Raw genomic sequence first — 25810 nt, forward strand, 5'->3', positions numbered from 1 at the left:
ATACTTCCATGACCAAATATTCCCTTCTTTTCATAAGTTTGATAATAGGGCTTTCCCAGACTATTGCCCAACAAATTGATCAAGCGTATAACGAAAAAATCAAGGCTTATACCACAGACGAACGTTTCCTACCTGAGACGGTGCTCAACCTTCCCTTGCACCCCAAAATCCCATCTCACCTTGCACATTTCGGGGAAATCATCGGAGCACCTGACATCCTCCATCGCAGCACTGAAATTTTTTCCTATTTCGATAAACTATCCAACACCTCAACACGGCTGAAATGGGAAAAAGTAGGAACTTCTGAGGAAGGCCGACCCATGTATTTGGCCATAATAGGCAGTGAGGAAACTCTGAATAGAATTCACCATTATAAGTCCCAACTGGCAAAATTGGCCGATCCTAGAGAATTTTCTTCCAATGATTTGGAAACAATACTTTCCGATTCTAAGCCTGTATATTATGTGAATGGGGGCATGCATTCCACAGAGACAGGTTCTCCTGAGATGCTCATGGAGCTTGCCTATAGATTGGTGACAAGTGAAGAAAATAACATCAAAGAAATCAGGAAAAACCTGGTCATATTAATCAACCCCATATCTGAGCCTGACGGTTGGGATAAGCAGGTCGATTGGTACAATAGACACACGAAACACCTGGAGAAAGAAGAGGAAGTTAAATTAACCTTATCACCGCCCTATTGGGGAAAATATACCTTCCATGACAACAACAGGGATGGCATACAGGTCACCCAGGAAATCACCAAAACCCTTCACTCCATCTATCATGATTGGCATCCCACTGTAATGTTGGACTTACATGAGTCTCTTCCCTTGTTTTACACCTCCATGGGCACAGGCCCCTATAATGACAACTATGATCCCATCTTGGTGGCAGAATGGCAGACCATGGCCCACCATGACCTGAACACCCTAGCCCAACAAGGACTTCCGGGTGCCTTTACCTGGGCATTTACAGATGGGTGGTGGATTGGCTACGGCATGTGGGTAGCCAGCAACCACAACAGCACGGGAAGGTTTTTTGAGACCTTCGGCAATGCAGGTGCCAACACCCTGATGAGAGACTTGTCATTCTACAATTATGCCGGAGAGCCCGTGACCTCAAAGCAATGGTACAGACAGACTCCCCCTCCTCAAAAAATCTATTGGTCTTTTCGAAACAACATCAACTATATGCAGGCAGGAGTACTTGCCTCACTTGAATACGCCGCCAAAAATCCTAATTTTCTCCTAAAAAACTTCTACCAAAAGGGATACAACAGTTGGAAAAAAGGTGAAAATGAAAGCCCAAAAGCTTTTACCATCCCCAAAACCCAAAGGGATCCTGCCATGGCAATCTACACCGTAAACCAACTATTGACACAAAAAATTGAGGTCTTAGAAAGAGACGAGGATTATCTGGTGCCCTTACAGCAGCCTTACCGAAACCTTGCTCTTTCGCTGCTTTCCAAGCAGGATTATCCTAAGGACAGTAAGTTTCCGCCCTATGATGATGTGGCCTGGACCCTGAGCTTAATGAACGGGGTGGAGGTAATCACTTTGGACACCCTGCCCGAAAAGGTAGGAGGAAGTAAGATTAGCGAAAAAATGCATTATATCGGTAAAATAACCGGCAAGGGGAAAAATTTGCTTATCCCCAACCAAAGACAAAACACTCTATTGGGCGCATTATACCAAATTGGTGAGGAAAAACCTGATATCCGGGTCGCTGTTTTGCATAAGCCCATCATCCTTCAGTATGACACTTTGCCTTTGGGGTCCGTAATGATCGAAAACATTGATGCTGATTTGGCCAATTCCCTAGCCCAATCCTTTTCCATCGATTCGGAGTGGGTAGATATTGAAGTGGAGGCATCAAATTGGAAACCCCTTTCACTTCCTAGAATTGGCCTCTATCATACCTGGTATAGCACCCAAGACCATGGATGGGCAAGGTTCACTTTTGAGGAGCGAGGGGTCCCCTTCGAAAGCCTTCACAAAGATCATATCCGGGCCGGGCACCTTAAGGAAAAGTATGATGTCATCATTGTTCCCAGAATTGGGTCTGGGAGTTCTAATGATTTCATCAATGGCATTTCCAGTGATTTTTCCCCAATGGCCTACACGCAAACCGATGCCTATCCTTCCCATGGGTTTCCAGATTCCTCCGATGATATCACGGGCGGCCCCGGGCTTCTAGGCCTAGCAAATCTGTCCGATTTTGTGGAGCAGGGAGGGGTGCTGATTTCCATGGGAAGAAGTACCTCTTTATTGGCAGAAGTTGGTTTGATCCCCAAATTGACCCCTGCACCAAAAACAGACTTGTTTCATCCGGGATCCATTGTAAATGCAAAGGTGAGAAAGCGAGAGCATCCTGTTTTGTTTGGGTATGGGGAAACCTTTCCCCTCTTTATGGGCAATGACCCTTTGGTGCAGACCAATTTGTATTTTAGAGACCATATGGTTCTTCAATTTGGCGAAGACCTGTTAAAGGACGAAAAACCCTATGAGGGAGAAGTATGGGGTGCTGATAATGACAAAGGTGAAGTCCGGGAGGAGGAAGAAACCGGTCCCTATGTGCTTTCAGGTATGGTGAGAAACGAGGAAAAGATCATAGGTCATGGGGCCATTTTCGACGTACAGGTTGGAAAAGGCCATATTTTGGGGTTTACCTTTAACCCTTTACACCGCTTCCTAAACCACCACGATGCCCCCATGTTGTGGAATGCATTGATGAATTGGAACCACCTAGACAAGAAAAGTAGTCAACCTTAACCATCACTCCACTAATATCTCCTCGATTTCAGCTAATCCAAGCTCCTGCAATGCTTTCAAATAGTTACTTTTATCCCCAATGATCAACCAATGAATTTGGTTGGAATGGAGGAATTCCCTTGCCGTACCCATCAAGGTTTTTACGTCCAAGTTTCTAAGGTTATCATGGTAGCCCTCTAGATAAGATTCATCCAACCCTAAATTGACCAATCTTTTCATGTGTTTATAATTTCTTTTCAGCGGCCACATGAAATCTCGCAACGATAATCATCCCAGTGTGTGACGTGCTCGTCATGCCCTGACTGCCGTCAGGACAGGCTCGATTTCATATCTGCATTAATGGCAGCATTGGTTTCCCATTGCCCAGGAATACTCAGCAGGCTGTTTTGCACGCTTTGAGCTAATTCCTCTTCGGTGGGTGGATTATCCGTGGTATAGGAGGTGATCCCTGCAATGAGTTCCCGGGCTGTAACAAGATCGAAGCTTTGTGTCACAGGATGGAAGGTTTTTCTTTCCAAGAATAAATACTTTTATTTTTTTTCATCCACCCTCATAGGTCCAGGGAAAAAATGCCTATATCTCAATCAAAACTAGGATGAAATCGAGTATGACGCAAACGTCATACAGAGCGGGACTGCTACTGGCAAAAATTACAACTATTGAAACATTTGTACTAACCCCCATGTGGCGGTAAGCACTAAATTCATCAAAGGATCTTTCAATAACCTTTGAATTGGCAGCCTAGGAAAATATCCCTTACGTTTCTGGGATTCTCATAAAACGATGATTATGCAAAAACTGGCAGATTTCATCCTATTATTCCTGCTGATCACTCCCCTTTTTGCCCAAAGGCAGATCTCCGGGACGGTGCAGGATCCGGAAGGACAGCCGCTTTCTTATGCCAATGTCCTGTTGCTTTCCGTTTTAGATTCCTCCCTCGTTAAAGGAGCCGTATCCGAGGACAATGTCCGTTTTTCCGTAGCCGAATTGGAAAATGAAGAGTACCTTCTTTCTGTTTCTCTCGTGGGGTATCAGTCACATATCCAAAAACTACCTGGGAGCTCCCAACCTGTGGTGCAATTGCCCCCCACCATTTTGCAGGAAATGGAGGAGGAACTTGAAGAAATCACCGTCACTGCCAAAAAGCCCCTATATGAAAAACAGATCGACCGCATGGTGGTGAATGTACAGGAAAGTATTACGGCTGCTGGAAATTCTGTTTTGGAAGTCATTTCCCACTCTCCGGGGGTTGTAGTCAACCAGCAAAACTATACCCTCACTCTGAACGGCAAAAGCGGTGTCATGGTGATGATCAACAATAACCTCACCCGCATGTCCATAGAGGCCGCCCTGCAGATGTTGGAGGGGATGAGTGCGGCCAATGTGGAGAAAATAGAACTGATCACCAACCCTCCGGCTAATTATGATGCCGAAGGATCAGGAGGAATCATCCATATTGTGATGCGGGAAAATCCTGAATTGGGCACCAATGGCAATTTCGGGTTGACCGCAGGCATGAAAAGAAGAGAAATTCTGGGTGCTAATTTCAGCATGTATCATAGGACGGATAAAGTGTCCCTGTTTATGGATTATTCGATTTTGCATATCCGAAACAGGCGGTTGTTTATCAATGAGTATCGATTTGAGGAACAGGGATTTGTAAACCAATTAAATTCGGAATTTGATAGATTTGACCTTAACTTGTCACAGACATTCCGGACAGGGATCATTTTAAAACTAAATAATAAATCCACTATCGGTGCGCTCCTGAACCTGAACAACAACTATTTCCACAATGATGCCATTACTGATAGTGAAAGCAGCATAAAACCTGATTCCAGTATAATTGCCAGAATTTTGATTGACGAGACTAGGATCATGAAAAATATCAGCACGAATTTTCATATCATCCATTCTTTCAATACCAATCATCGAATCAGGTTCGATTATGATTGGCTGAGTTATAGATACAGTAATCCAACATCTTATGATAATGATTTTTTTTCCCCGGAAAATGGTACTCGGACTTTCAACAAAATAGAAATCAATAATGAAACGCCAATGGGATTTAATATTTCGGCTGTGGAATATACTTTCCAACCCAATACTGGCTTTAAACTCCAGGCTGGATATAAAAATACACAGGCTTCATTTAAAAAAGATGTAGCATCTTTCTTCACAGTACAGGGTGTGAAATCCGAAATGGAGGATTTTACCGCGTCTGCGGAAATGGAAGAGAAAATTACGGCCGGCTACCTTTCCACAGAATGGACGATCAACGAGAAAACTCAAATCAATGGGGGAATAAGGTACGAACAAACAGACACCCGAATACAGACTTCGGAGAAAGAAGAATTGATCAACAGAAATTTTGGTAATTTTTTCCCAAGTTTCTATATCAAAAGAAGGTTAAAAGATCACCTTGATCTGTTTTTCAGTTATTCACGGAGAATCACCCGACCGACATTGAACGCCTTATCACCCATGATCCTGATAGTCAACCCCAATACTTATCTTTCAGGTAATCCAACATTGTTACCGGCAGTACTTGATGGCTTTAAACTTGATTTAAGCTTTAAGCGTGCATTGATCGGATTTGAACATAACGTCATCAAAAATGATATCGCACAGTTTCAGCCAGAATTCGATCTGGATAGGAATATTAAGGTGATGCGTTCCCAAAATTTGGAATACACTAAAATTTCGGGTTTAGTATTGTCCATTCCTTGGATCATTACTGATTGGTGGGATATTCAAAGCAATATCCAATTCCAACACCGGCATTTTAGGACCACGCACCTGTCAAATGACCAGGCTTTCAAAATAGTTGATTTCAATTTAAACATGGTCAACAATTTTGTTTTAGGTAAAGGTTATTCTGCCGAACTATCAGGATATTATCAATCACGCCGAAACTTGGGAATATGGATATATAAACCAAGAGGTTCCCTGAATGCCGGATTCCAAAAAAAATTAAAAGAGGAAAAAGGGAATATCAGGTTATTGAATTAGGCACTTACCCAATACTAAAATATATGTCAATTGACCATAAATTGCGTTTTAGATCTGGAAATTACTCAATTTGCTAAAATTGCCTGGGAAATTTAATAAATAAGAATTTATAACCCATTGATTTACAGAGCCCCCTCACTTATTAATCAGGCGCCTAATTCAATCAGGTTATCCTTCATTGACTTACTCGCTACAGAAAATACGCTTGCTAAATCTGTAATTTCTGATCCTCCCATCAATTTTAGTATGGATTATTTTCTTAGAAACCAAAGCTTCAGGTTGACCTATACAAGAAACATCAGCAATAAAAAGCTAAAGCCTGTTGACATCAAATCTGCTTCAGAGGAGGAGAGGAAAAGAGTAAATATGGATTGAAAACGTGAGGAAGGCTTGAGAAAGATAGTGGTGGATTAATGGTTGGTATAGTGATAGCTCATCATAAGCTCAAGAAAAGGTAAAATTCAAATTTCTACTTTAAAAATTGAATACCTTATTTAAGCACTTATAAATTTCACAATTTCAGATTATTAGGTTATATTGATAATGCCATTTCTTTGAAATTCCCCTTGTATGATAAGATTTTGGAACATATCCTTGATTTTAGTAGCTGTTTTTCCTGGAATTGGAATGGGGCAGCATGATAATATATCCTTTAATCACCTGACGATAAATGATGGGCTTTCTCATAATAATGTGGTGAGCATAATTCAGGACAAAAAAGGTTTTATCTGGATTGGTACCCAGGATGGTTTAAATCGCTTTGATGGATATACGTTTAAAGCATATCAATATTCTTATAAGGATACTTCCTCCTTATCCAAAAATCCGATAAGAGTAGTTTATGAAGACGGTCAAGGGTTTATTTGGGTAGGTACTTCCGGTGGGGGATTAAACAGGTTTGATCCTTGGTCAGAAACCTTTTCTCATATTACCTTGAGTCTTACGAGTTCTTTAGGGGAAGAATCCGCCATTACCACTGTCACTTTGGTAGAAGATCGATTTGGTTATCTTTGGGCAGGCACTATGGACGGGTTGTTTAGAATTGACCTTACCTCCTTTGAAGCAATTAATGTACCCTTGGGTGAAGCAACGAATACTGCGATCAATAAGGTGTACCTGGATTCAGAAGAAAGCCTATGGGTAGGGACTTTCTACCATGGCCTGTTTAAAATCAGGCTAGAAGAAAATGGCAACATCTATTCCGAAAGCCTGATGCAATGGAAACACGATGAAAACAACGAAGAGAGTCTGGGCAGCAACACCGTCATGTCTATTATTGAGGACCACAAGGGGTTTTTATGGATTGCCCACATCAATGGCCTGGACCAATGGGATAAAAAGTCAAACATATTCCATCATTTTAAACACAATCCTGAAGATTCCACTTCCATCAGTACCAATTACCTCAGTTCATCCATGGCTGAGGATGCTTTAGGAAACCTCTGGGTTAGCAGCTCCCAGGGATTAAATAAGTTAGGTCCAGACCGAAAACACTTCAGTAGGTATTGTCATGATCCCAACGACCCAAACTCACTCAGCAGCAATGAAATCCTTCCCATTTTGATCGACAAAACCGGAGTAATTTGGATAGGGACGATAAATGGAGGAATAAATAGAATGCTTCAAACAAAGCAACCTTTCGATCATTATAAAAATGATCCGGAAATTCCATTTTCCCTGAAAAGCAACCACGTGAGGGTCATTTTAGAAGATAGTGAAGAAGTGGTTTGGGTAGGCACTGAAGGCGGAGGACTGAATAAATTGGACAGAAAAAATAACACCTTTTACCATTACCTGAATGACCCCCACAATCCCATAAGCTTGATGACTAATAATGTGAGTGCGTTGCTCGAGGATAGGAACGGGGTATTTTGGATAGGATATGCCGGGGGAAATTATTTCAAAAAAGTGGGAGGTTTAAGTGTAATGGACAGGGACAAGGGTGAATTTACCCATATCCCCATTCAGGCTTCAGAAAGGACCGGGAGCGCAGACCGGGAGGTCTTGACTATTTTTGAGGATAGTGATGGGTATATTTGGGTGGGCACCCAAGACGGATTAAAGAAAATTCACCCAAGAACCAAAAAAATTGAACATTTCTTTTCCGGAGATAAGAAAGAAGGTATTATTAGTGATCATCATTGCCTGAGCATTTTTGAAGATCGGTTAGGTTATCTATGGATTGGTACCGGGAGTATTGCCTTGAACAGAATGAACAGAAAAACAGGTGAAATTATCCACTACTCCCAGGGTCCTCTAAATCCCAATAGCATAAGCAGTCATTCTGTTCGCCATATCCAGGATGATTCAAAAGGAAACCTTTGGTTGGCTACTTATGGAGGGGGACTTTGTCATTTTGATCTTGAAAAAGAAATTTTTACCGCATATACCATTGAAGATGGATTACCTGGTAATACCATAAATAGGATAGAAATTGATGCAGAAGGAAATCTGTGGTTAAGCACTAACAAGGGGATTTGTCGGTTTAATCCTATCACCAAGGAAATTTTAACCTTCGACGCAAGTGATGGCCTTCAAAGCAACCAATTTGCTACAGGGCATTTAAATTTAGGATCCAGCTTTAAAGGAAAGGATGGACGGCTTTATTTTGGAGGAATTAATGGTTTAAATGCCTTTTATCCGGATCAAATCAGGGTCAATGAAAAAATTCCCCCCATCGTTATCACCGAATTCCGTGTTTTGGATCAACCCCTTTCAGGCTGGAAAGAGAAAGAAGTGGAAGGTATTACGCTTGCCCATCAACAGAAATTCATTTCTTTCGAATTCTCCGCGCTGAATTTCATCAATTCTCATAAAAACCAATATGCTTATAAATTAGAAAATTTTGATGAAGATTGGATTTACTCCGGTACCAGGCGTTATGCCAGTTATACCAATCTAAACCCCGGAAATTATGTATTTCGGGTGAAGGGATCCAATAACGACGGGGTCTGGAACGAAACCGGGACAAGCATGGCCATCACAATCCTTCCTCCCTGGTGGCAGACCTGGTGGGCCTATTCACTGTATGTTGCACTTGGGATATTGACCCTGTTGGGCATGCGTAAAGCGGTGGTCAACCGGGAACGCCTTAAAGGAGACCTTAAGTTGCAAATGATGGAAGCAGAGAAGATGCATGAGCTTGACCGCACAAAGTCTTCATTCTTCGCCAATATCTCCCATGAGTTCCGCACTCCCCTGACGTTGATTTCCGGAACGGTTGAAAAACTGAAGAACAAGGATGAAAACCTGTCGAAAAGGGATAAAGACTATGGGCTTATCCATAGAAATGCCTCAAGACTCCACCAGTTGATCAACCAGTTACTGGACCTGTCCAAGCTGGAGGCCGGAAAGCTAAAGGTTGACGAACAACCCGGGGAGATTGTATCCTTTTTGCGCAGGTGTGCGGGATCTTTTGTGTCCCTGTTTGAAAGCAAACAAATAACCTATAAAATCGAGATGGATGAAAGTCTGGTTTATGTTTATTTCGATAGCGAAAAACTGGAAAAGATCATTTCCAACCTGCTTTCCAATGCGTTTAAATTCACGCCCAAAGGTGGGGAGGTGGTTTTCCGGGTGGATGTTGGGCCATTGGAGAATGGAATCCATCACCTTCAAATTGCGGTAAAGGATACAGGAATCGGCATTCCAAAGGAAAAACTGACCCATATTTTTGAACGGTTTTATCAGGTGGAGTCAGCTTCCACCCGCGCTTATGAGGGCACCGGGATAGGCCTTTCATTGGTACATGAGCTTGTAAGGTTGCAAGGAGGAGATGTTTCGGTAATAAGCGAACCCGGTCAGGGCTCAGTTTTTGAATTGACCCTGCCGCTAAAACCTGTCCCTGCAATTGATATTCCCTTGCCCAAATCCGAAATACCGCTGACACTGGCACAAGAACCAAACATTCTTACCCCCTATTCTACCAAGAATGGAACCTTCACCCCCCCTAAATCCCACCGACCATTAGTTTTGGTGGTGGAAGACAATCCGGAAATGCGGCAGTTTATTGGGGAGAACTTGAAAGAAAATTACCGGATATCAGAGGCCGAAAACGGCAAAATCGGTATTGAAAAAGCAGTGGAACTGATGCCCGACCTCATCCTCAGCGATGTGATGATGCCGGATTTGGACGGGGTGACCCTTTCCGACCAACTAAAAAAGGATGAAAGGACCAGCCATATTCCCATCATCCTGTTGACCGCCCGTGCGGACAAGGACAGTAAACTGGATGGGTTGGAAACCGGGGCGGACGATTACCTGACCAAACCCTTTCAGATGGAAGAGCTACTGGTAAGAATTAAAAATCTCATCAAATCCAGGAAATTATTAAGGATGAGATACAGTCAGTCCTTTTCCCTTGAACCATCGGAAATCACGGTTACCTCCACCGATGAGCGCCTGCTGACTCGTCTTCTTTCCATCATGGAAGATAACCTTTCCAATCCAGAGTTTGATGTGGAAAGGTTGAGTAGAGAAATCGGCATGAGCAGGGTAAACCTGCACCGGAAGCTCAAAGCGCTTATCGACCAGGCCCCTACCGAATTCATAAGGACTTTTCGTATGAAACGGGCAGCTTGTTTATTAGCTAAGGATTATGGGAACATCAGTGAAGTAGCTTTCAACCTGGGCTTTAACAGCCTCACCTATTTCAGCCGTTCCTTCAAGCAGTATTATGGTGTTACGCCTACCGAATTTGTAGGGGAGAAAAAGAGAAATAAAGAAGTTGGTTTGAAACCAACGCCTTTTAAATCTAAAATTTAAAGATTTATCTGATGATGATAATGTCCTCTCCTTCAAAATCTGTCCCATCCATTAATTTAGGGTTTCCTTGAGTATTCGTAACCCACAGATAATCAAGTGATAAAGCAAAATATTTTTTGTTAAAAAACCCCGAAAAAGGCCCGTTAGGGCTTGTTTCCGGGGTTTTAGTTGTGTATTTTGAAGCTACGAAACTCAAATACAATGAAAGATACTCCACAACTCCGCATTTTCCAAGACTTTCAGGAATTTATTCCAAAATGGTACATTTTCAAGAATTTGTTTTTGGGAAAACTCCACGACACCATGCCCTGGGAGGAACTGGCAGCCTGTCTCCCCCCCGAAAACCAGGGGCCCGGCGCACCCAAGTGGTTTGACGCAAAGGGGATGTTCGCCCTGATGTTCCTCAAGTCCTATTTTGACCTCAGCGACGAAAAACTGGTTGAGCATTTCAATACCGACTGGGGCATACAGCTTTTCTGCGGCAAGCTCCTGAAGGAAAAACAGCTGATAAGGGATTCGGGCATCGTCGGCAGGGTACGGACATACGTGGCCGAACATGCCGACTGGCAGAGGGTGCAGGAAGTACTCCTGGCTTACTGGAAGGGGGACATTGACAACACCCACGTGCTTTTCATGCCTGCCTGCCGCAGGCAGGGACGCCTCCTGTTATGAAAGCTATATCCGTTTCCCTACGGACATGAAACTGCTCTAGGAATGCTGCCAATGGGTATTCGAGAAGCAACTTTTCAAGGTCTGCAATTCCCCAAAAAAAGCCCCAAGGGGTAATCAAAGGCTGAAAAGATACTAAGCGGTGAAATATCCAATCAACGGTCCACGGTAATGGAAGGCGTGTTCGGGGACCACAAAAACCACTATGGGCTGAGGAAAATAAGGGTCAAGGGAGAGAAGAAGGAAAAGTAGATGGTGTTTTTCGCCACCATGACGACCAACGCCGTAAAGATTACCAAGCGAAGGGAGAAAAAAGAATCCCCCCCCTCAACTTCCCTGTTATCATCCTTTCGCCCATAGACGATCTCATTACCATCCGGGATTCAGCCTAAAACTCATAAGCAATCCCCAGCCTAAAATTCCTGTTGTAAATTTCCGTAGCACCCGGAAGCCTTAAAGGTTCGGTCAAACCTGACCTCCACTCAGTGGAAAGAGTAAACATAAAAACCTGAAAACCAAGCTGCAAACTTAACCCCCACTCCTGATCAGGCAATTCCACAGATGAACCTAATCCTTGTTGGGCACCTTCTGATAAACGTTGTCTTAAATGCTGCCTAAAATAAGGGCCAACACCGGTAAAGATTCTGAACAAACCATCTTTTGAATAAAAGGGAGTAACGCGGACCAGAGCGGGAACTGTAATGGAATGTCTTCTAAACCTTTCCCCCTCCACCAAACTTCCATTCAAGTCATAAAGTGTACTCACCGTAACCTCAAATGTGGGGCTTATTCTTACCCTACTGTAAATACCTGCTTCTACGGCCAACACCCCAAATTCACGGTAAGAATCTGTCCTGTTGATATTACGTGAAGCACCAATGCCAATTTGGGCACCAAACCTGAACGGTTTTCCGTACTTGGCAGACTTGGCATCGAATATTCTAGAAGGTTTCATTGTGGACGAATTGGCCATTTCCAATATCAATCCCGTCATAAATGAGCTGATTTTGGCCATACCCTCATAATCCAACAAGTCAGCAGTATCCTCCGGTTGGTGATAGGGAGATTTCAGTCCGGTACTTACATAAATAGCCGGTATCCCGACTTTTCCAAATGGCCAGGTATCTGTAGCCCTTTCTATTTCAAACTTGGTTTTTACAGGGATTTCCTGACGCCCTTGCGCCAAAGCCAGCAGTTCATCCGCATTCTCCAAAGTCTGCCAACCCTTCAATTTCAATTTATTTACTGTATCGAACATGCCGATCATGTCCAGACTGAACATGGCTTTGATGGCATCATTAGAAAAAGGTTTCTGTGCATTAACGAAATACTCTGAGCCTATCAGACCGCTTTCCTCCGCATCAAAAGCTACAAAGACCAAACTTCGCTGTGGTTGCTCTTCGAAGGCTAAAATAAGCCTCGCTATCTCCAATATTCCTGCCACCCCTGAGGCATTGTCATCAGCGCCCGGAAAAATCGTTTTGGGGCCATCCTCATCCAATTTATATCCCAAATGATCAAAATGGGCACCAATCACAATGTATTCTTCTTTCAGTTCCGGATGAGCACCAGGAATCATCCCCACCACATTTTTTCCCTTAAGTTGGACCAAATTGGCCCTAAAGTCAAAATAGTGGAAATAAGAACCTTCCTGAAAAGGTTGCAGTCCCATTTCACGCATCTCATTTTCAATATAGCGGATGGCTTTCTGCCGCCCTTCCGTACCCAGCCCCCTTCCCTCAAGGGAGTCAGAAGCCAACACTTGCACATGCCTTTCCAACCTTTGCGGAAGGTTTTCCTGCGCATAAAGATGAATGATGGAAAATAAAAGAAAGGATAAGGTAAGTGTAGGTTTTTGCATATGTTAATTATTGTTTTTCAGTAATCTCCTGTCAGACGGTTTAAAACCGTCTGACTGTTAGTCTTGTCTGCACAAATGGAGAATCCTTAATTGGTCAGGCGGGTTGCCACTATAATCATGCACTTATGTATCGCTAAATAAATGCCTGACAGCTCCTATTAAGGCGCAATTTCAAATTCTTAGAAAGAGCTAATATCCTAAACTAGGCGAAAAAATCAGTTTAAATTTGTGCCAACAAAGTATAGTTTTATGACAATATCAAATTGGAATTCCTTTTACTTTTTAAAAATAACATCATATTACAACCACTCCCTTAAAAACTGCAGAATATCCTCCCTCATTTCCTCTGTTTCTTCATGCCCCACATCATAAATCTTTAATTTCCAGGCTTCAGGGGCTCCTTCTGCCGCATAGACTGCTTTGAGTTCTTTATCGATGATTTCCAGCCCTTCCAAAGGGGTCAAGGGATCGAACTTGCCCGCAAGCCCCAAATGTGGCCTGGGGGCTATCAGGGCATTGATGGAAGAGGTGGTAAAATGGTTGAGCAAATCGGGCACGTAATAATAGATACCATGTAGGCGCAAATCTCCCTTTTCCACTAGGGTGTGAAAATCAGTAAGACAGTTTAAATCCACCACTACTTTGATCCGCTCGTCCAGGGCACCCAGCCACCAGGCCATGGTACTGCCCATGGACATACCCATGGTGGCCACCCTGTCTGGATCAATATCCTCCCTGCCCAGCAGGTAATCCAGTGCCCTCAGATTGTCATACACCATCATTCCGAACATCACCTGTCCCTGCCAGAGCATCTCCTTGAAAAGATCCACTTCAGGCCTCCCAGATCGCTCCCCAAAACCCCAAGAATCAATGCAAAGTCCGGCATATCCTTCTTTCGCCAAAGCAATGGCATAGGGAGGCGATTGCATTTCCTTTCTACCCAAGATAAATTCATTTTTTCCTACTTCGTATTGACCGAAATGGGAATGATTGAATAACACCACAGGAAGTCTGCCGGTTACATCCTTGGGTTTGGATAAATAGGCCGGCACCATCTCCAAGCCATTGATGTCGAGCAGTAATTTTTGAAGAATAACTCCTTCCTTTTCTTCAGTCGAAACTACTTTTACCGAAATAGGCCTATTCCGGTCCGGAAGCCTGCCCAACAACTCATAAAGCTGTTTTCGTTCTTGTTCCTTTGGAGTCAATTCATTCATATTTTTGGCGTTTTGGCTGAAGCCATCAAAGGCGTAAAACAAGGAAAAGCCAACTATAAGCAAGTAAAAACACAACTTTTTCATTTTGGGGAAGCTACGGGTCGGTAAGATGGAAGGAAAGAAATCATTTGGTCAAAAGAGTAAGCATTACCTTAGGACAAGGCTTCGGGATCAGGCCCCTTTGTTTTATATTTATCCTCCGGCAAGGGTATAAAGGTTTCATTGTCATTTGGGGGGAGAATAATCCTACCCTGCCTCCAATCCTCTTTTGCCTGTTCTATTCTTTCCTTACTGCTGGAAACAAAATTCCACCAAATAAAGCGCTCCCCTAGTGGTTCCCCACCCAGCATCATCAGCGTGGATTTCTCCTTAGTGAGGATGTCTGGATCAGTACCTTTGGTAAAAACCAGCAATTGTCCGGCATAATAGGTATGACCCTGGACTTCCACGCTGCCCTTAGCCACATACACCCCCCTCTCCGCATGCTCCATAGGCAAATCAATCCTCATTCCCCTTTCCAACACCACATGAAGGTAAAACATGGGTGAACTGGTTTTTACTTCATTCTTCAACCCATAGGCTGTACCCGCAATCAACCTCATCCAGATCCCCTTATCCGTAAAAACAGGCAACTGGTTTATGGCGTAGTTATGGAAGGTAGGCGCAGCTTCCTCCTCATTCTCTGGCAAGGCAACCCAGGTCTGAATCATTTCCAACTCCCCTCCAGCCAAAGCCGATGGGTCCTCGAACCGCTCACTGTGGGAAATGCCCCTACCCGCCTTCATCCAGTTTACCTCTCCGGGTTTGATCACCTGTTCCACGCCTAGGCTATCCCTATGGGTCACTGACCCGCCAAAAAGATAACTTACCGTGGAAAGCCCTATATGGGGGTGAGGAAGCACATCCATGGAAGATGTTTTGGAGGAGGGCTTATCTACAGGGCCCGCATGGTCCATAAAGATAAAAGGCCCCACCATTCTCCTAAGCCTAAAGGGGAGTATCCGTTTTACCGCCAGACCGGGACCAATAGTTGCCTTTCTGGCATCAATTACTATGTCTAACATACTAAAGAGGGTATAATTGGTTCCTAAATTTAAAAAATAATGAGAGAGTTTAGAGAAATACTTATTTTTATTTGAATCAACAATTGGTACAATCATTCGATAACTAGATTGTATCAAAATCATCCAAATTTTATGTTACTGGCATTTAAAATCATGAAAAATACCCATAATTTGCAGGTTCTTAATTATGCCTATCGTAGTGACCAGGGATTTGAGACATCCAAAAAAGTGTAGTAATTCAGTTTTACATGAAAAGAATACCTGTAATTTTCTCCATTTACGCTTGTATTGCGTTATTCCTCACCACAAGTTGCCAACAGGAAAAATCCCCATTTGATATTTCTCCCGCTGATGCCTTGGATCCGAAGCGGATGGAGGAACCTTTTCCTTCTATCCGCATTCCGGAGGGAGTAGATATGGAGTCGCCTCGTTGGAAAGGTATTGACCTCTCCCCCGCCCCACCTGTGGTTCCCTTATCGGCAACCCAGCAAAAGGAGACCTTCACCCTCAAGCCGGGCTACCGCATTGAGCCCATACTCACCGAACCACAAATCAGGGAACCAGCGGCGATCAGGTTTGACGGTAATGGCCGAATGTATGTCTTGGAGCTCAGAACCTATATGCAGGATATTGATGCGCAGGGGGAACTTTTGCCCGTGAGCAGAATCTCCAGATGGGAGGACAAAAACAACGATGGCATTTATGAAACCGGAGTGATCTTTCTGGACAGCCTGGTATTCCCTAGGTTTGTAGTGCCCTTTGGTCCTAATACCATACTTTCCATGGAGTCCAATGAAGACCATGTTTACAAATATACCGACACCAACAATGACGGAAAAGCCGACAAAAAAGAGCTTTTTGCCACAGGTCTGGGCCGATCAGGAAATGTAGAGCACCAGACCAGCTTCCTTACCTGGGCCATGGACAACTGGATGTACAGCACTTATAATTCCAAAAGGATACGTTGGACGCCTGATGGGGTAATCCAGGAACCCACCGGCAACCCCTATGGTCAATGGGGAGTGACCCAGGACAATTACGGGCAGGTATGGTTTCAGGATGGAGCTGGGGGGGTGCCTCAAAACTTCCAATTTCCCATCGTATATGGCAATTATCAAGTAAAAGGGCAATTTAAGGATGGGTTTCGTGTTCCCTACAGCCTTGTCAAAATGGCGGATTTTGAGCCAGGAATGCGGGAAACAAAACCAGATGGTTCCCTCAACAATGTTACAGGTGCCGCAGGCAACGACGTTTTTCGAGGAGATAGACTTCCTAGAGAATTGGTAGGACAGTACTTCTACGGGGAACCCGTAGCAAGGATTGTGCGCCAAGTTAGGTCCGAAAAAGAGGAAGGCCTCACTTATATACAAAATGAATATATAGATTCAGAATCTGAATTTATACAATCCACAGATCCCCTCTTTAGACCGGTGGACATGGCCACCGCACCCGATGGTACCATGTATATCGTCGACATGTATAGGGGCATCATTCAGCAAGGAAACTGGACACAGGAAGGCAGTTACCTTCGTACCAAAATCAAGCAGTATCAAATGGATGATATCGTAGGGAATGGGCGTATCTGGAGGGTAACCTATGAGGGAATGCCCCGTAGCAAGGAAAAACCCCGCATGTATGAGGAATCACCAGCCCAATGGGTCAATCACCTGGAACACCCCAACGGATGGTGGAGGGATATGGCCCAACAGCTTTTGGTGCTCAAGCAAGATAGGTCTGTAGTTGAGGAACTTAGGAAAATGGCCCTGAGTTCGGATAATGAACTGGCCCGCATTCATGCCCTTTGGACTCTGGAGGGACTGGGGGCACTAAAGGCCGATATGATACGGACATGGCTGAAAGATTCCAACCACCAACTACGCATTCAAGCCCTCAGGGCTGCAGAGACTTTGTATAAATATGGGGACTTAAGCCTGGCCTCTGATTTTAAACAAATGACAGAAGATGAAGAACCTTCAGTGGTGATCCAGGCAGTGCAAAGTGCCTATATTTTGAAGATTGAAGGGATGGAGGATTTAATAAAAACAACGAGTCAATCTAACCAGTCTCCGGGGGTGCAACTGGTCAGCAGCCAATTGTCACAAAAAATGGAAGAAGCCCAAAAACTTGCAAACACCCAATTTTTGGCGCATGAGCAGGAATTGTTCCATAAGGGTAAGGACATCTATGACGGTTATTGTGCGGCCTGCCATGGGGTAAAAGGGTTAGGGACTCCCACAGGGGGTGAGGGAGGCGAATTGTTAGCCCCGGGATTTTCTGGCTCTCCCCGCATACAAGGGCATCCGGAATATGCCGTAAAAACCCTTCTACATGGACTTACCGGCGACATAGAGGGTAAAGAATACGAAGGGGTAATGATTCCTATGGCTGAAAACGACGATACATGGATCGCCTCCGTAGTTTCCTATGTCCGAAACGATTTTGGCAATAGAGGTAGTTTCGTCCATCCGGAATATGTGGCTAAAATCAGGGAAGAAACCCGTGACCGGAAATCCAACTATAATTTTGATGAACTGGTGCAGGAAATCCCAAAAGCACTATTACCGCAAGACAATTGGAAGGTAACCGCCAGTAGCACTGCCTGGCAAGGGGTGGGTTCTTCCAAGGATCCTTCCCTGGTTTTTGGATATAGGGGATGGAAGACCGAAAACGAACAGGCTCCAGGTAATTGGTTTCAAGTGGAGCTCCCCCAGCTTACCAAGCTGACAGAATTACAATTCGAGGCCGATGAGAAACAATATCCCAGGGCATTTTCTGTAGCTGTGTCTAGCGATGGAAAAAACTGGAAAAACCTCGGTACAGGCACTGGGGATAAGGGAGTAAACCGCTTTCAGTGGGATGAGGAAGTCCAGGCAAAATATTTACGTATGGAGCTTTCAGAAGGGTGCGAAGAGGCTTGGGAGATGAAAAAGTTGAGCTTGTATGCCAGATAAGCATTCATAAAGAAGCTATCCTTATTCTAATCAGGCTAATTTTCAGAAGGCTTTTCTGACTTCCTGCCCTTCAAAAGGAGTTTTAACCAAAATAAATAAAAGGCGAATTGAAGATTAATGGGAAAACTTTCATTATAGATCAAAAAAAACAGCGTCTTTAAGGAAGTACCTTGGTCAATTTTTTTTTTCATTTTTGCCCGGTACAGCCTCTTTTGTTCACTAAATAGTGGCTTTGTTTTGTTGGGTTGAAAGAAAATGGATAATCGATGTTTAAAATGATCCCACTTGCCTATGGAAAAACCTATGGCCAGAATCTTTTCGGTGTTTTTATTCAGGTCAAGGGATCTCTCCGCTATGCTCCTTAGAGCCTTGCCATCTTCTGCATTGTATTTATTGATTTCCTGCTTTAATTGCTGTTTTGTGAACGATTTTTTAGTGTATCTCCCTGAGCAATTATTTAGGACGAATTTTTTAAACAGATGGGGATGGAGATAGCCATCTCCCAAAGTACCATTATATACTCTATTGTCAAACAAAACACAGGGTCGGCCACAGGCAATAGCATCATAGACCGACCTACCGATACCAATTACCATATCAGCCTTATTGATTTCTTTATTTACCTGAAAAACGGGGTTTTCATGTTTGTTGATTGCCTTAAAGGACAATTGTTCCTCCTCGCATATTTCCGAAATCCATTTATTGGCTTCTTCGCTTTGACAAAGTGACAAAACAGTTTTTAGCTCTTTACCGATAGCCTTCTGGGGGCTGAAAGTACCTAAATCCACTCCATTGAGCACTACCTTCGAGTCAAAGCCTTTTTGTAACAGGTGCTGTTTCACTTCCTCTGATACGGCAATATGGTAATCAGCTAAGGGAGAGGGTTGTTCCATTTCGGGAATGGGGCCATGGCAGATTTGAAGAATGGGACCCTTACCATAGAGATAATTGACAGTAAGGTTATGACTTGCAATAATTAAATCATAGCCTTTACCAGACCTAAAGCCAATCTGAAGTTCATTTTCTATTTTAGAAGAGATTTCACCTAAATGGTGCGTAAAATATTCTACCTTATATTTTCTTTTTCCCTTTATAGCTTTTATCAGGTAGTACGTGTAGAGTTCAGCCCCACCCACGGACACCAAATGATTACAAGCTACAAGAATTCGCTTTCGACCGGACTCCTTCATGAAAATATAAATAAGGTTATTACTCTTTGATTTTTAAAAAATCATGCCAAAATCTGTTTACCAATCTGGAAAGCTTTATGGATAAAGAATAAAAAGGCAACTGCTATTTTATGCCTCTAATTCTCTTTTTTGAAGGTGTTTAAATATACTTGTGGGTCTTCCTCACTGAAAAGAACCAATCGGATCACCTTTAGGAAACTCAAACTAGACAATGCCCCTATCTTTAGTTGTATGCCAATTATGGTCCTCCTATGACTGTCCTACCTTTATTTCTTGTTCCATCATTTCTAGCTGGGGCTGAAAGGGCTGTTGGTAAAAACGCTGGCCCGTGGCCTTGTACAGTGCATTGGATATGGCCGCAAAGACAGGTGGAAACAAGGGCTCTCCCAACCCCGTCGGATCATGATCGTTTTTTACAAAGTGCACCTCGATCTTCCTGGGTGCCTCAGACATGCGGATCATCTTGTAGTCGTTAAAGTTGCTTTTTTGTGGCACCCCGTCATTGAAGGGCAATTCCCCAAAGAAAGCATTGCCAATACCGTCCACTATGGCCCCTTCTCCCATATTTGCTGCAGCATCAGGATTGATCACAATACCACAGTCCACTGCCGCTATTACATTTTCTATCACGGGTTTGTTGTCCTCCATTCTCAAGTCAAGAATTTCCGCCACATAGGAATTATGACAAAAATAAGCGGACACACCCCGGTGAATGCCCTGTCTCGGTGAATCCCAGAAGGATTTTTCCCTTACCAATTTCAACACCCCAGCATATCGCTCAGGGTCATAATCATTGTTATTGCCTACTGGGTTGTTCTTTGCCCTGTCCAAAAGTTCCAAGCGGAAGTCAATGGGGTCCTTGCCCAATTCCTCAGCAAGTTCGTCCAAAAAGGATTGTTCAGCACTGGCGATAAAATTTGACCTTGGTGCCCTAAAGGCTCCTATGGTGATATTGGAGGCTATTTCCCAGCCTTCGGCTAAATAATTGTCCACTGCCCCGGCAGGAAACCTGTTCGGTGCTATAGGGGTTTCAGGAATTCCCCCGGCTTTGATATGTATGGCTGTCAATTTACCCTCCTCGTCAATGGCAGCACGATAGGTGGCCGTATAAGTAGGCCTATAAATCCCATAGGTCATATCATCCTCCCGGGTATAGATCATTTTAATAGGTGCTCCTACCTTTTGGGATATCACGGCAGCTTCTACCATATGGTGCCCATACGCCCGCTGTCCAAAGCCCCCTCCCATTCTAGCCAGCTTGATATGGATTTTTTCTTTGGGCAGCCCCAACCTTTCCGAAAGGGTATTGGAAACAAATTCCGGTGCCTGGATGGGTCCATACAATTCCGCCTGGTCTGCAGTGACATGGGCAAAACAGTTTACCGGCTCCATACAATTATGGGCAAGAAATGGAGCGGTATAGGTCCTTTCAAGGACTTTGGCGGCTCTGCTGAAAGCGGCAGCAGGATTGCCGTCTTTACGTAGTTCCCTGGCCTTTCTTTTGGAATGCGCTTCCATGCTCGCCTTATGCTTCTCTGTGTTTTCTAGTCCTGCGGGTACCTTTACTGTGCTTTTATTTCCTCCCCATCCGGCCATCACAAATTCCCGTTCTGGGGATTTTTCCCAGTCGGCCTTCAATTTCCGCTTAGCCTGCAACACTTCCCAGGTGGAATTCCCCACTATGGCAACCAATTCCGGATGCGTGGTGGTGTCGAATGCATTTTGTTCGTAATCCTCCTTATGTACCTTAAAGCTAAAAACATCCTTGATTCCCGGCATGGACTTTACCGATTCAGCTTCAAAGGATTTTAACTTCATACCAAAAGCAGGAGGATGGATAATCATGGCGATCAGCATCCCCTCTTTTTTGTAATCCATCGTAAACATGGGCTTTCCGGTCACTATTTTTGACCCGTCCACATTTTTTCGGGAAGTGCCGATGATGTTAAAGTCTTTGATTTCTTTAAGAAGTTTTATCTCCTCCGGAACTTCTAGAGTAGCCGCCAAAGCCGCCATTTCTCCATAATGTGCCTTTTTGCCAGATCCTTCATGCCGGATAATACCCCCGGAAGTGCTGATTTCTTCCGCAGGAACTTCCCATGTTTGGGCAGCAGCGGCTACCAGAAGGTACTTGACTGCGGCCCCTGCTGTTCTAAGGGGATTCCATCCCAGACGTATGCCCTGACTACCACCGGTAAACTGCCTTTCATAACGTTCCGGGAAAAAGTCGGCCTGTTCTACGATTACTTTTTTCCAATCCATATCCAGCTCATCGGCAAGGATCATGGGCATGGAGGTTTTTACGTTAGAGCCAAATTCAGGATTCGGGGAAAAAAGCGTCACTAAGCCGTTGTCCCCAATTTTGATATAACTGTTCAGCTCAAACCACTCATCGGGTAACCCCAACTTCTCCTGCTCGGGACTGGGCTGACAGCCTGCAAGCCAACTGAAGCTGAGCACCATGCCTCCTCCTGCCAATGCAGAAACCTTCAAAAATGAACGTCTATTTAGTTTTGTCTTTATGATAGTCATGGTTAATAACTTTTGGGATTAGGAATTCGCAGCGGTCTTGATTGCTTTTTTGATGCGCAAATAAGTGCCGCAACGACAGATATTCCCGTTCATGGCATTGTCTATATCTTCCTCGCTGGGATTGGGGTTGCTTTCGAGTAATGCCACTGCACTCATCACCTGACCTGCCTGACAGTAGCCGCATTGGGGCACATCATGCTCCATCCAGGCCTTTTGTACTGGATGATCACCATTTTCCGACAAGCCTTCAATGGTGGTGATTTTTGCACCCTCCGCGGAGGAAACCGGGGTGGAACATGACCGGATGGCATTACCGTCCATGATTACCGTGCAGGCACCACACTGGGCGATCCCGCAGCCATATTTCGTTCCAACCAGATCCAAATGGTCTCTCAGTACCCAAAGAATGGGGGTGTTGGGATCTACATCCACTTCTTTGGTTTTTCCGTTGATATTCAGATTGATTTTTGCCATGGTTTAGAATGTTGGTAAGAAAATTCAAAATACGTTATTTTTTAGAAAGGCTCATTATTATTATCAAACAATCTCTTACTAAAATCAAATCCGTTGCTACAGAAATTCAGCCCTGCCTTCGGCAGGACTTTCAGAGGGGTAGCTAGGAAGGCAAGTTTCACCTGGAGACGCTGGAAAGGATCGAAACTGCATTTTCCTGGAGTTTAAATTTTAAAACCCAAATCTTAACTACACCAAACCCGACAGGTGTAAAACCTCTCAATGGCCAAGGGTGGAACCCATAGTCAAAAACGTACCACCAACCCAATTCATGCCAAAAATTGTGCTCTTGGTTTCCACCCATGACCCTGAAAGGGTCCAACAATAATAACCCCGGGCGAAACGCGGGGAATTGGGGTTTAAGAAGCCGCCGTGTCTCCGTCCGGGATTGGTCTCCCGAACGAAATTGCCCCATTTCCTGAATGGATCCTTCGTGCGAAAACTTGTTCCCGGAGTTCAACCCCGTCCGAGGTTGGGGAATCGTCGTTGGGTCTTTTAATCCCCGAGCTGACGCACGGGGCTAATGGGGTTGAAACCCATGCGGGTTTCTTTGATCCGTTTGGAGACTGTGTCAGGTGTTACCAAATGTGAACTTAAGAGTGGTCTTTGTCATTGGGATTTTTGTAAACAGTGGCTACCGTTTTCATACCGAAAATTGTGCTCTTGGTTTCGACCTATGACCCTGAAAGGGTCCAACAATAATAACCCCGGGCGAAACCCGGGAATTGGGGCACCACCCCCAAACCCCAGAACCACGGAGTGGTTCAACTCCATTGCACTTCCTAGCTGGGAGGAATATATTTTGATAAGCTTAACCTTATTTCGGGCTGATGGGTGGGCGAAAAATGGTAGGCTTCGAAAGGTTGGTCATTGCACCCCACATTGTTTTCACCACCCCCTTTTTCCCCCTCCTAAAACAGGAGGGGGAAAGATCGAATTGGTGTTTTTGCACTGGAAGCTGGATTGGTAATCCCCCAGAACAAGATCTGAAGCAATGCTCTAGAAGCGTATAGGCTCCGAAATCCAAAATATTTTTACGAAGATGTGCAGCCTGCGGATTACAAATCCGCTTTATCTGTTCTCGAAATTGCAAATTTCGAGAAACGGGGAAACGGAGTGTTTTTGGTGACATGCACCATTTCCGCCTTCGTGCCTGACCTCCTGTGAAAAAAATACCTTTTCGGAGCGAGCAACAACCTTCCATATAAAAAACCTTCGAGCCCTCTGTGTCCTTAGTGACAAAAACCTTTCGAAGCGAAAACCAACATTTCGCCTATAAACAAGTCTCTTAGTCTCTTCGTCCCTAAGTCTCCCGGTCTTAAAAATTACCAAAAAACCCTTCGCGTCCTTCCTGCAAAAGGCAGACAGGCGTGCCTCCTCTGTGTCCTTAGTGACAAAAACCTTCCGAAGCGAAAACCTTCCGGAACTGGAAATTCCATCTTTACGAAAGCAGAAAACTACGTAGATCAATGGCCTGAATACCTTCATGGGTATTTCCCGAGAAGGCATCCATGGTGATGACCGTCTTTGGATAATTGTCGGTTATCTTTTTTAAATTTCCGAATTCGCGTGACATGGTACTGGGATCATTGATGGTTAGTGCCACCTGAAGGTACTTTTTCTCCCCCTCTTTTTCGGCAACAAAATCAACCTCCTTGTTCCCTATTATTCCTATCCGGACTTTGTAACCCTTGAAAACCAAATGATTGTACACTACATTTTCCATTATTTTGCCCCTATCCTCCAACCTGTATCCCCAAATTCCGTTTCGGATGCCCAGATTTTCAAAATAATATTTTTCCCCTATTTCAAACAGTCGTTTTCCAACCAGGTCATATCGAGGTACTTTATGCAATAAAAAAGCATTCACAAGGTGATGTATATACGTTTGAACTTGATTTGGCGCCATATTAATGCGCTGCGATTTGAGAAAATCACTGATTTTTTTCGCCGAGAAAATGCTGCCTGTATGCGCGGCAAGAAACACCAACAGTTGTTCCAGAAAAGGGACATTCCTAATGGCATACCTGTTAATGATGTCCCGATAAACGATCGTGTTGTAGATGTTTTTCAGGTATTCAAAAACCACTTCGTCTTCAAGGGGCAAATGAATCAAATATGGTAGTCCCCCGTATTTCAAGTATTTTTCTAAACTCCCACTGCCCTCTATGAGCCCATGAAAGTCCAAAAACTCTGCATAGGAAAGGCTATATACCTGTATTTCTATATATCTGCCGCTCAGGAATCCGGCAATATCTCCCGAAAGCAGGTTGGCATTGCTTCCTGTGCAATAAATATCAAGATCTTCATGCAGCAATAAAGAACGAAGTGCTGACTCAAAATGCGGTATGTCCTGGATTTCGTCAATAAAAACAAAGGTCTTCCCGGCATTTGATTTATGGGTAAGTATATAATCATTTAAATTTTCTGCGGACTTGATAAAGGAAAATGCCAAATCTTCTTTATTGATGTAAAGGATAGAGGCATTTTGGTTTTCCTGTCGGATCAATTGAATGACCTGAAATAGCAAATAGCTTTTTCCCACCCTACGTTGCCCGGTCAATACCTTGATGATGTTTTTGCCCATAAAGGGACGTACCTTGTTCAAATAAGTCGACCGAACGTGAATATGACGTGGTAATTTGATTTCCATTTCTGTATATACATTTATAACCTGATGTGATATTACGTAAAGTTATAAATATAATTATAATTTAGAAATAGCATAAGTGGTATTGGCTAATTATTTAAGGGATTGGGAGCACCTAAAATCAGGGTGCCGCTAGGTACCTAATGCGGGTAGAAGCATCGATTGCAATAGGATCACCGTCCTGTTAGGAAAGGAGGGTTCGCGGTTTTGCCCCGGAAGCGGGATTAATTTTTAGAAGCCGCTGTGCCGCTGTTCGTGATTGGTAATCCCCCAGAACAAAATATAAAGCAAAGCTCTAGAAAAGTAGAGGCTCCGAAATCCAAAATATTTTTTACGAAGATGTGCAGCCTGCGGATTACAAATCCGCTTTATCTGTTCCCAAAATTGCAAACTTCGAGAAACAGGGGCTTTCAGGTGAATTTGATGGATTTATCGAATGGGGTAACCGTCCGAAGGCTTGGTCACGGGGGTTCAACCCCTGGGGTTGGGGAATCGTCGTTGGGGCATTTAATCCCCGAGCTAACGCACGGGGCTAATGGAGTGGAAACCCTGCGGGTTTCTTTGAAGCTGTTGGAGACTGTGTCAGATGTCATCCAATGGAGTAAATTTTAGG

Annotated in this window: 15 protein-coding genes; 6 read left to right on the forward strand and 9 right to left on the reverse strand. The window is 44.0% G+C overall.

What is annotated here, in order from left to right:
* The first annotated feature begins 8 nt into the window (after window positions 1-8).
* Window positions 9-2774 carry a M14 family zinc carboxypeptidase gene (locus tag DB520_RS24785; RefSeq protein ID WP_114752484.1) on the forward strand — a complete coding sequence of 922 codons (2766 nt, stop codon included), beginning with the start codon at window positions 9-11 and terminating at the stop codon, window positions 2772-2774.
* A gap of 3 nt (window positions 2775-2777) precedes the next feature.
* On the opposite strand, the gene DB520_RS24790 is transcribed toward DB520_RS24785, so the two are convergent.
* On the reverse strand, window positions 2778-2993 hold the full coding sequence (locus DB520_RS24790; RefSeq protein ID WP_114752485.1) for a hypothetical protein: 216 nt from the start codon (window positions 2991-2993) through the stop codon (window positions 2778-2780).
* Between the two features lie 89 nt (window positions 2994-3082).
* Window positions 3083-3268, reverse strand: a complete 186-nt coding sequence (locus tag DB520_RS24795; protein WP_157972243.1) for a hypothetical protein — start codon at window positions 3266-3268, stop codon at window positions 3083-3085.
* Window positions 3269-3563: 295 nt separating this feature from the next.
* On the opposite strand from DB520_RS24795, the gene DB520_RS24800 reads away from it, so the two are divergent.
* The 4 genes from DB520_RS24800 to DB520_RS27395 all read left to right on the forward strand — a co-directional run bounded on the left by DB520_RS24800 (window position 3564) and on the right by DB520_RS27395 (window position 11222).
* Window positions 3564-5786: an outer membrane beta-barrel family protein gene (locus DB520_RS24800; protein ID WP_198675451.1), complete on the forward strand. Its 2223-nt coding sequence runs from the start codon at window positions 3564-3566 to the stop codon at window positions 5784-5786.
* Window positions 5787-6032: 246 nt separating this feature from the next.
* Window positions 6033-6161, forward strand: coding sequence for a hypothetical protein (locus tag DB520_RS27515; protein ID WP_262511332.1), 129 nt, complete (start codon window positions 6033-6035; stop codon window positions 6159-6161).
* Window positions 6162-6356: 195 nt separating this feature from the next.
* On the forward strand, window positions 6357-10550 hold the full coding sequence (locus DB520_RS24810) for a hybrid sensor histidine kinase/response regulator transcription factor (protein WP_114752489.1): 4194 nt from the start codon (window positions 6357-6359) through the stop codon (window positions 10548-10550).
* 201 nt (window positions 10551-10751) lie between these two features.
* The gene (locus DB520_RS27395) at window positions 10752-11222 is read left to right on the forward strand and encodes a transposase (RefSeq protein ID WP_232835143.1); all 471 of its coding nucleotides are present in this window, start codon (window positions 10752-10754) and stop codon (window positions 11220-11222) included.
* A 385-nt stretch (window positions 11223-11607) separates the two neighbouring features.
* Here DB520_RS27395 and DB520_RS24825 read toward each other — a convergent pair whose 3' ends face one another.
* From DB520_RS24825 to DB520_RS24835, 3 genes are all read right to left on the reverse strand, one after another.
* Window positions 11608-13080, reverse strand: coding sequence for a M20/M25/M40 family metallo-hydrolase (locus DB520_RS24825; protein WP_114752491.1), 1473 nt, complete (start codon window positions 13078-13080; stop codon window positions 11608-11610).
* Between the two features lie 299 nt (window positions 13081-13379).
* Window positions 13380-14381 (reverse strand): dienelactone hydrolase family protein, encoded by a 1002-nt coding sequence (locus tag DB520_RS24830; RefSeq protein WP_114752492.1) that lies wholly within the window; start codon window positions 14379-14381, stop codon window positions 13380-13382.
* 68 nt (window positions 14382-14449) lie between these two features.
* A complete protein-coding gene (locus DB520_RS24835) occupies window positions 14450-15361 on the reverse strand; it encodes a pirin family protein (protein WP_114752522.1) in 912 nt (303 codons plus the stop codon).
* Between the two features lie 248 nt (window positions 15362-15609).
* On the opposite strand from DB520_RS24835, the gene DB520_RS24840 reads away from it, so the two are divergent.
* On the forward strand, window positions 15610-18312 hold the full coding sequence (locus tag DB520_RS24840) for a DUF7133 domain-containing protein (protein WP_114752493.1): 2703 nt from the start codon (window positions 15610-15612) through the stop codon (window positions 18310-18312).
* Between the two features lie 35 nt (window positions 18313-18347).
* Here DB520_RS24840 and DB520_RS24845 read toward each other — a convergent pair whose 3' ends face one another.
* The 4 genes from DB520_RS24845 to DB520_RS24870 all read right to left on the reverse strand — a co-directional run bounded on the left by DB520_RS24845 (window position 18348) and on the right by DB520_RS24870 (window position 25200).
* The gene (locus DB520_RS24845; RefSeq protein ID WP_114752494.1) at window positions 18348-19502 is read right to left on the reverse strand and encodes a glycosyltransferase family protein; all 1155 of its coding nucleotides are present in this window, start codon (window positions 19500-19502) and stop codon (window positions 18348-18350) included.
* 249 nt (window positions 19503-19751) lie between these two features.
* Entirely contained in the window at window positions 19752-22034 is a 2283-nt protein-coding gene (locus DB520_RS24850) for a xanthine dehydrogenase family protein molybdopterin-binding subunit (RefSeq protein WP_114752495.1), read from the reverse strand.
* Window positions 22035-22052: 18 nt separating this feature from the next.
* Window positions 22053-22508 carry a (2Fe-2S)-binding protein gene (locus DB520_RS24855; protein WP_114752496.1) on the reverse strand — a complete coding sequence of 152 codons (456 nt, stop codon included), beginning with the start codon at window positions 22506-22508 and terminating at the stop codon, window positions 22053-22055.
* A gap of 1480 nt (window positions 22509-23988) precedes the next feature.
* Window positions 23989-25200, reverse strand: coding sequence for an ATP-binding protein (locus DB520_RS24870; RefSeq protein ID WP_114752499.1), 1212 nt, complete (start codon window positions 25198-25200; stop codon window positions 23989-23991).
* Window positions 25201-25810: the final 610 nt, after the last annotated feature.

Origin of the sequence: Pleomorphovibrio marinus (assembly GCF_003347495.1) — a bacterium.
GTDB classification, from domain to species: Bacteria; Bacteroidota; Bacteroidia; order Cytophagales; family Cyclobacteriaceae; genus Pleomorphovibrio; species Pleomorphovibrio marinus.

Coding starts and splice junctions, on each gene's coding strand:
- DB520_RS27395 (WP_232835143.1), top strand. CDS start 10,752: ATGAAAGATACTCCACAACTCCGCATTTTCCAAGACTTTCAGGAATTT.
- DB520_RS24850 (WP_114752495.1), bottom strand. CDS start 22,034: ATGACTATCATAAAGACAAAACTAAATAGACGTTCATTTTTGAAGGTT.
- DB520_RS24785 (WP_114752484.1), top strand. CDS start 9: ATGACCAAATATTCCCTTCTTTTCATAAGTTTGATAATAGGGCTTTCC.
- DB520_RS24870 (WP_114752499.1), bottom strand. CDS start 25,200: ATGGAAATCAAATTACCACGTCATATTCACGTTCGGTCGACTTATTTG.
- DB520_RS24845 (WP_114752494.1), bottom strand. CDS start 19,502: ATGAAGGAGTCCGGTCGAAAGCGAATTCTTGTAGCTTGTAATCATTTG.
- DB520_RS24840 (WP_114752493.1), top strand. CDS start 15,610: ATGAAAAGAATACCTGTAATTTTCTCCATTTACGCTTGTATTGCGTTA.
- DB520_RS24790 (WP_114752485.1), bottom strand. CDS start 2,993: ATGAAAAGATTGGTCAATTTAGGGTTGGATGAATCTTATCTAGAGGGC.
- DB520_RS24825 (WP_114752491.1), bottom strand. CDS start 13,080: ATGCAAAAACCTACACTTACCTTATCCTTTCTTTTATTTTCCATCATT.
- DB520_RS27515 (WP_262511332.1), top strand. CDS start 6,033: ATGGATTATTTTCTTAGAAACCAAAGCTTCAGGTTGACCTATACAAGA.
- DB520_RS24835 (WP_114752522.1), bottom strand. CDS start 15,361: ATGTTAGACATAGTAATTGATGCCAGAAAGGCAACTATTGGTCCCGGT.
- DB520_RS24830 (WP_114752492.1), bottom strand. CDS start 14,381: ATGAAAAAGTTGTGTTTTTACTTGCTTATAGTTGGCTTTTCCTTGTTT.
- DB520_RS24810 (WP_114752489.1), top strand. CDS start 6,357: ATGATAAGATTTTGGAACATATCCTTGATTTTAGTAGCTGTTTTTCCT.
- DB520_RS24800 (WP_198675451.1), top strand. CDS start 3,564: ATGCAAAAACTGGCAGATTTCATCCTATTATTCCTGCTGATCACTCCC.
- DB520_RS24855 (WP_114752496.1), bottom strand. CDS start 22,508: ATGGCAAAAATCAATCTGAATATCAACGGAAAAACCAAAGAAGTGGAT.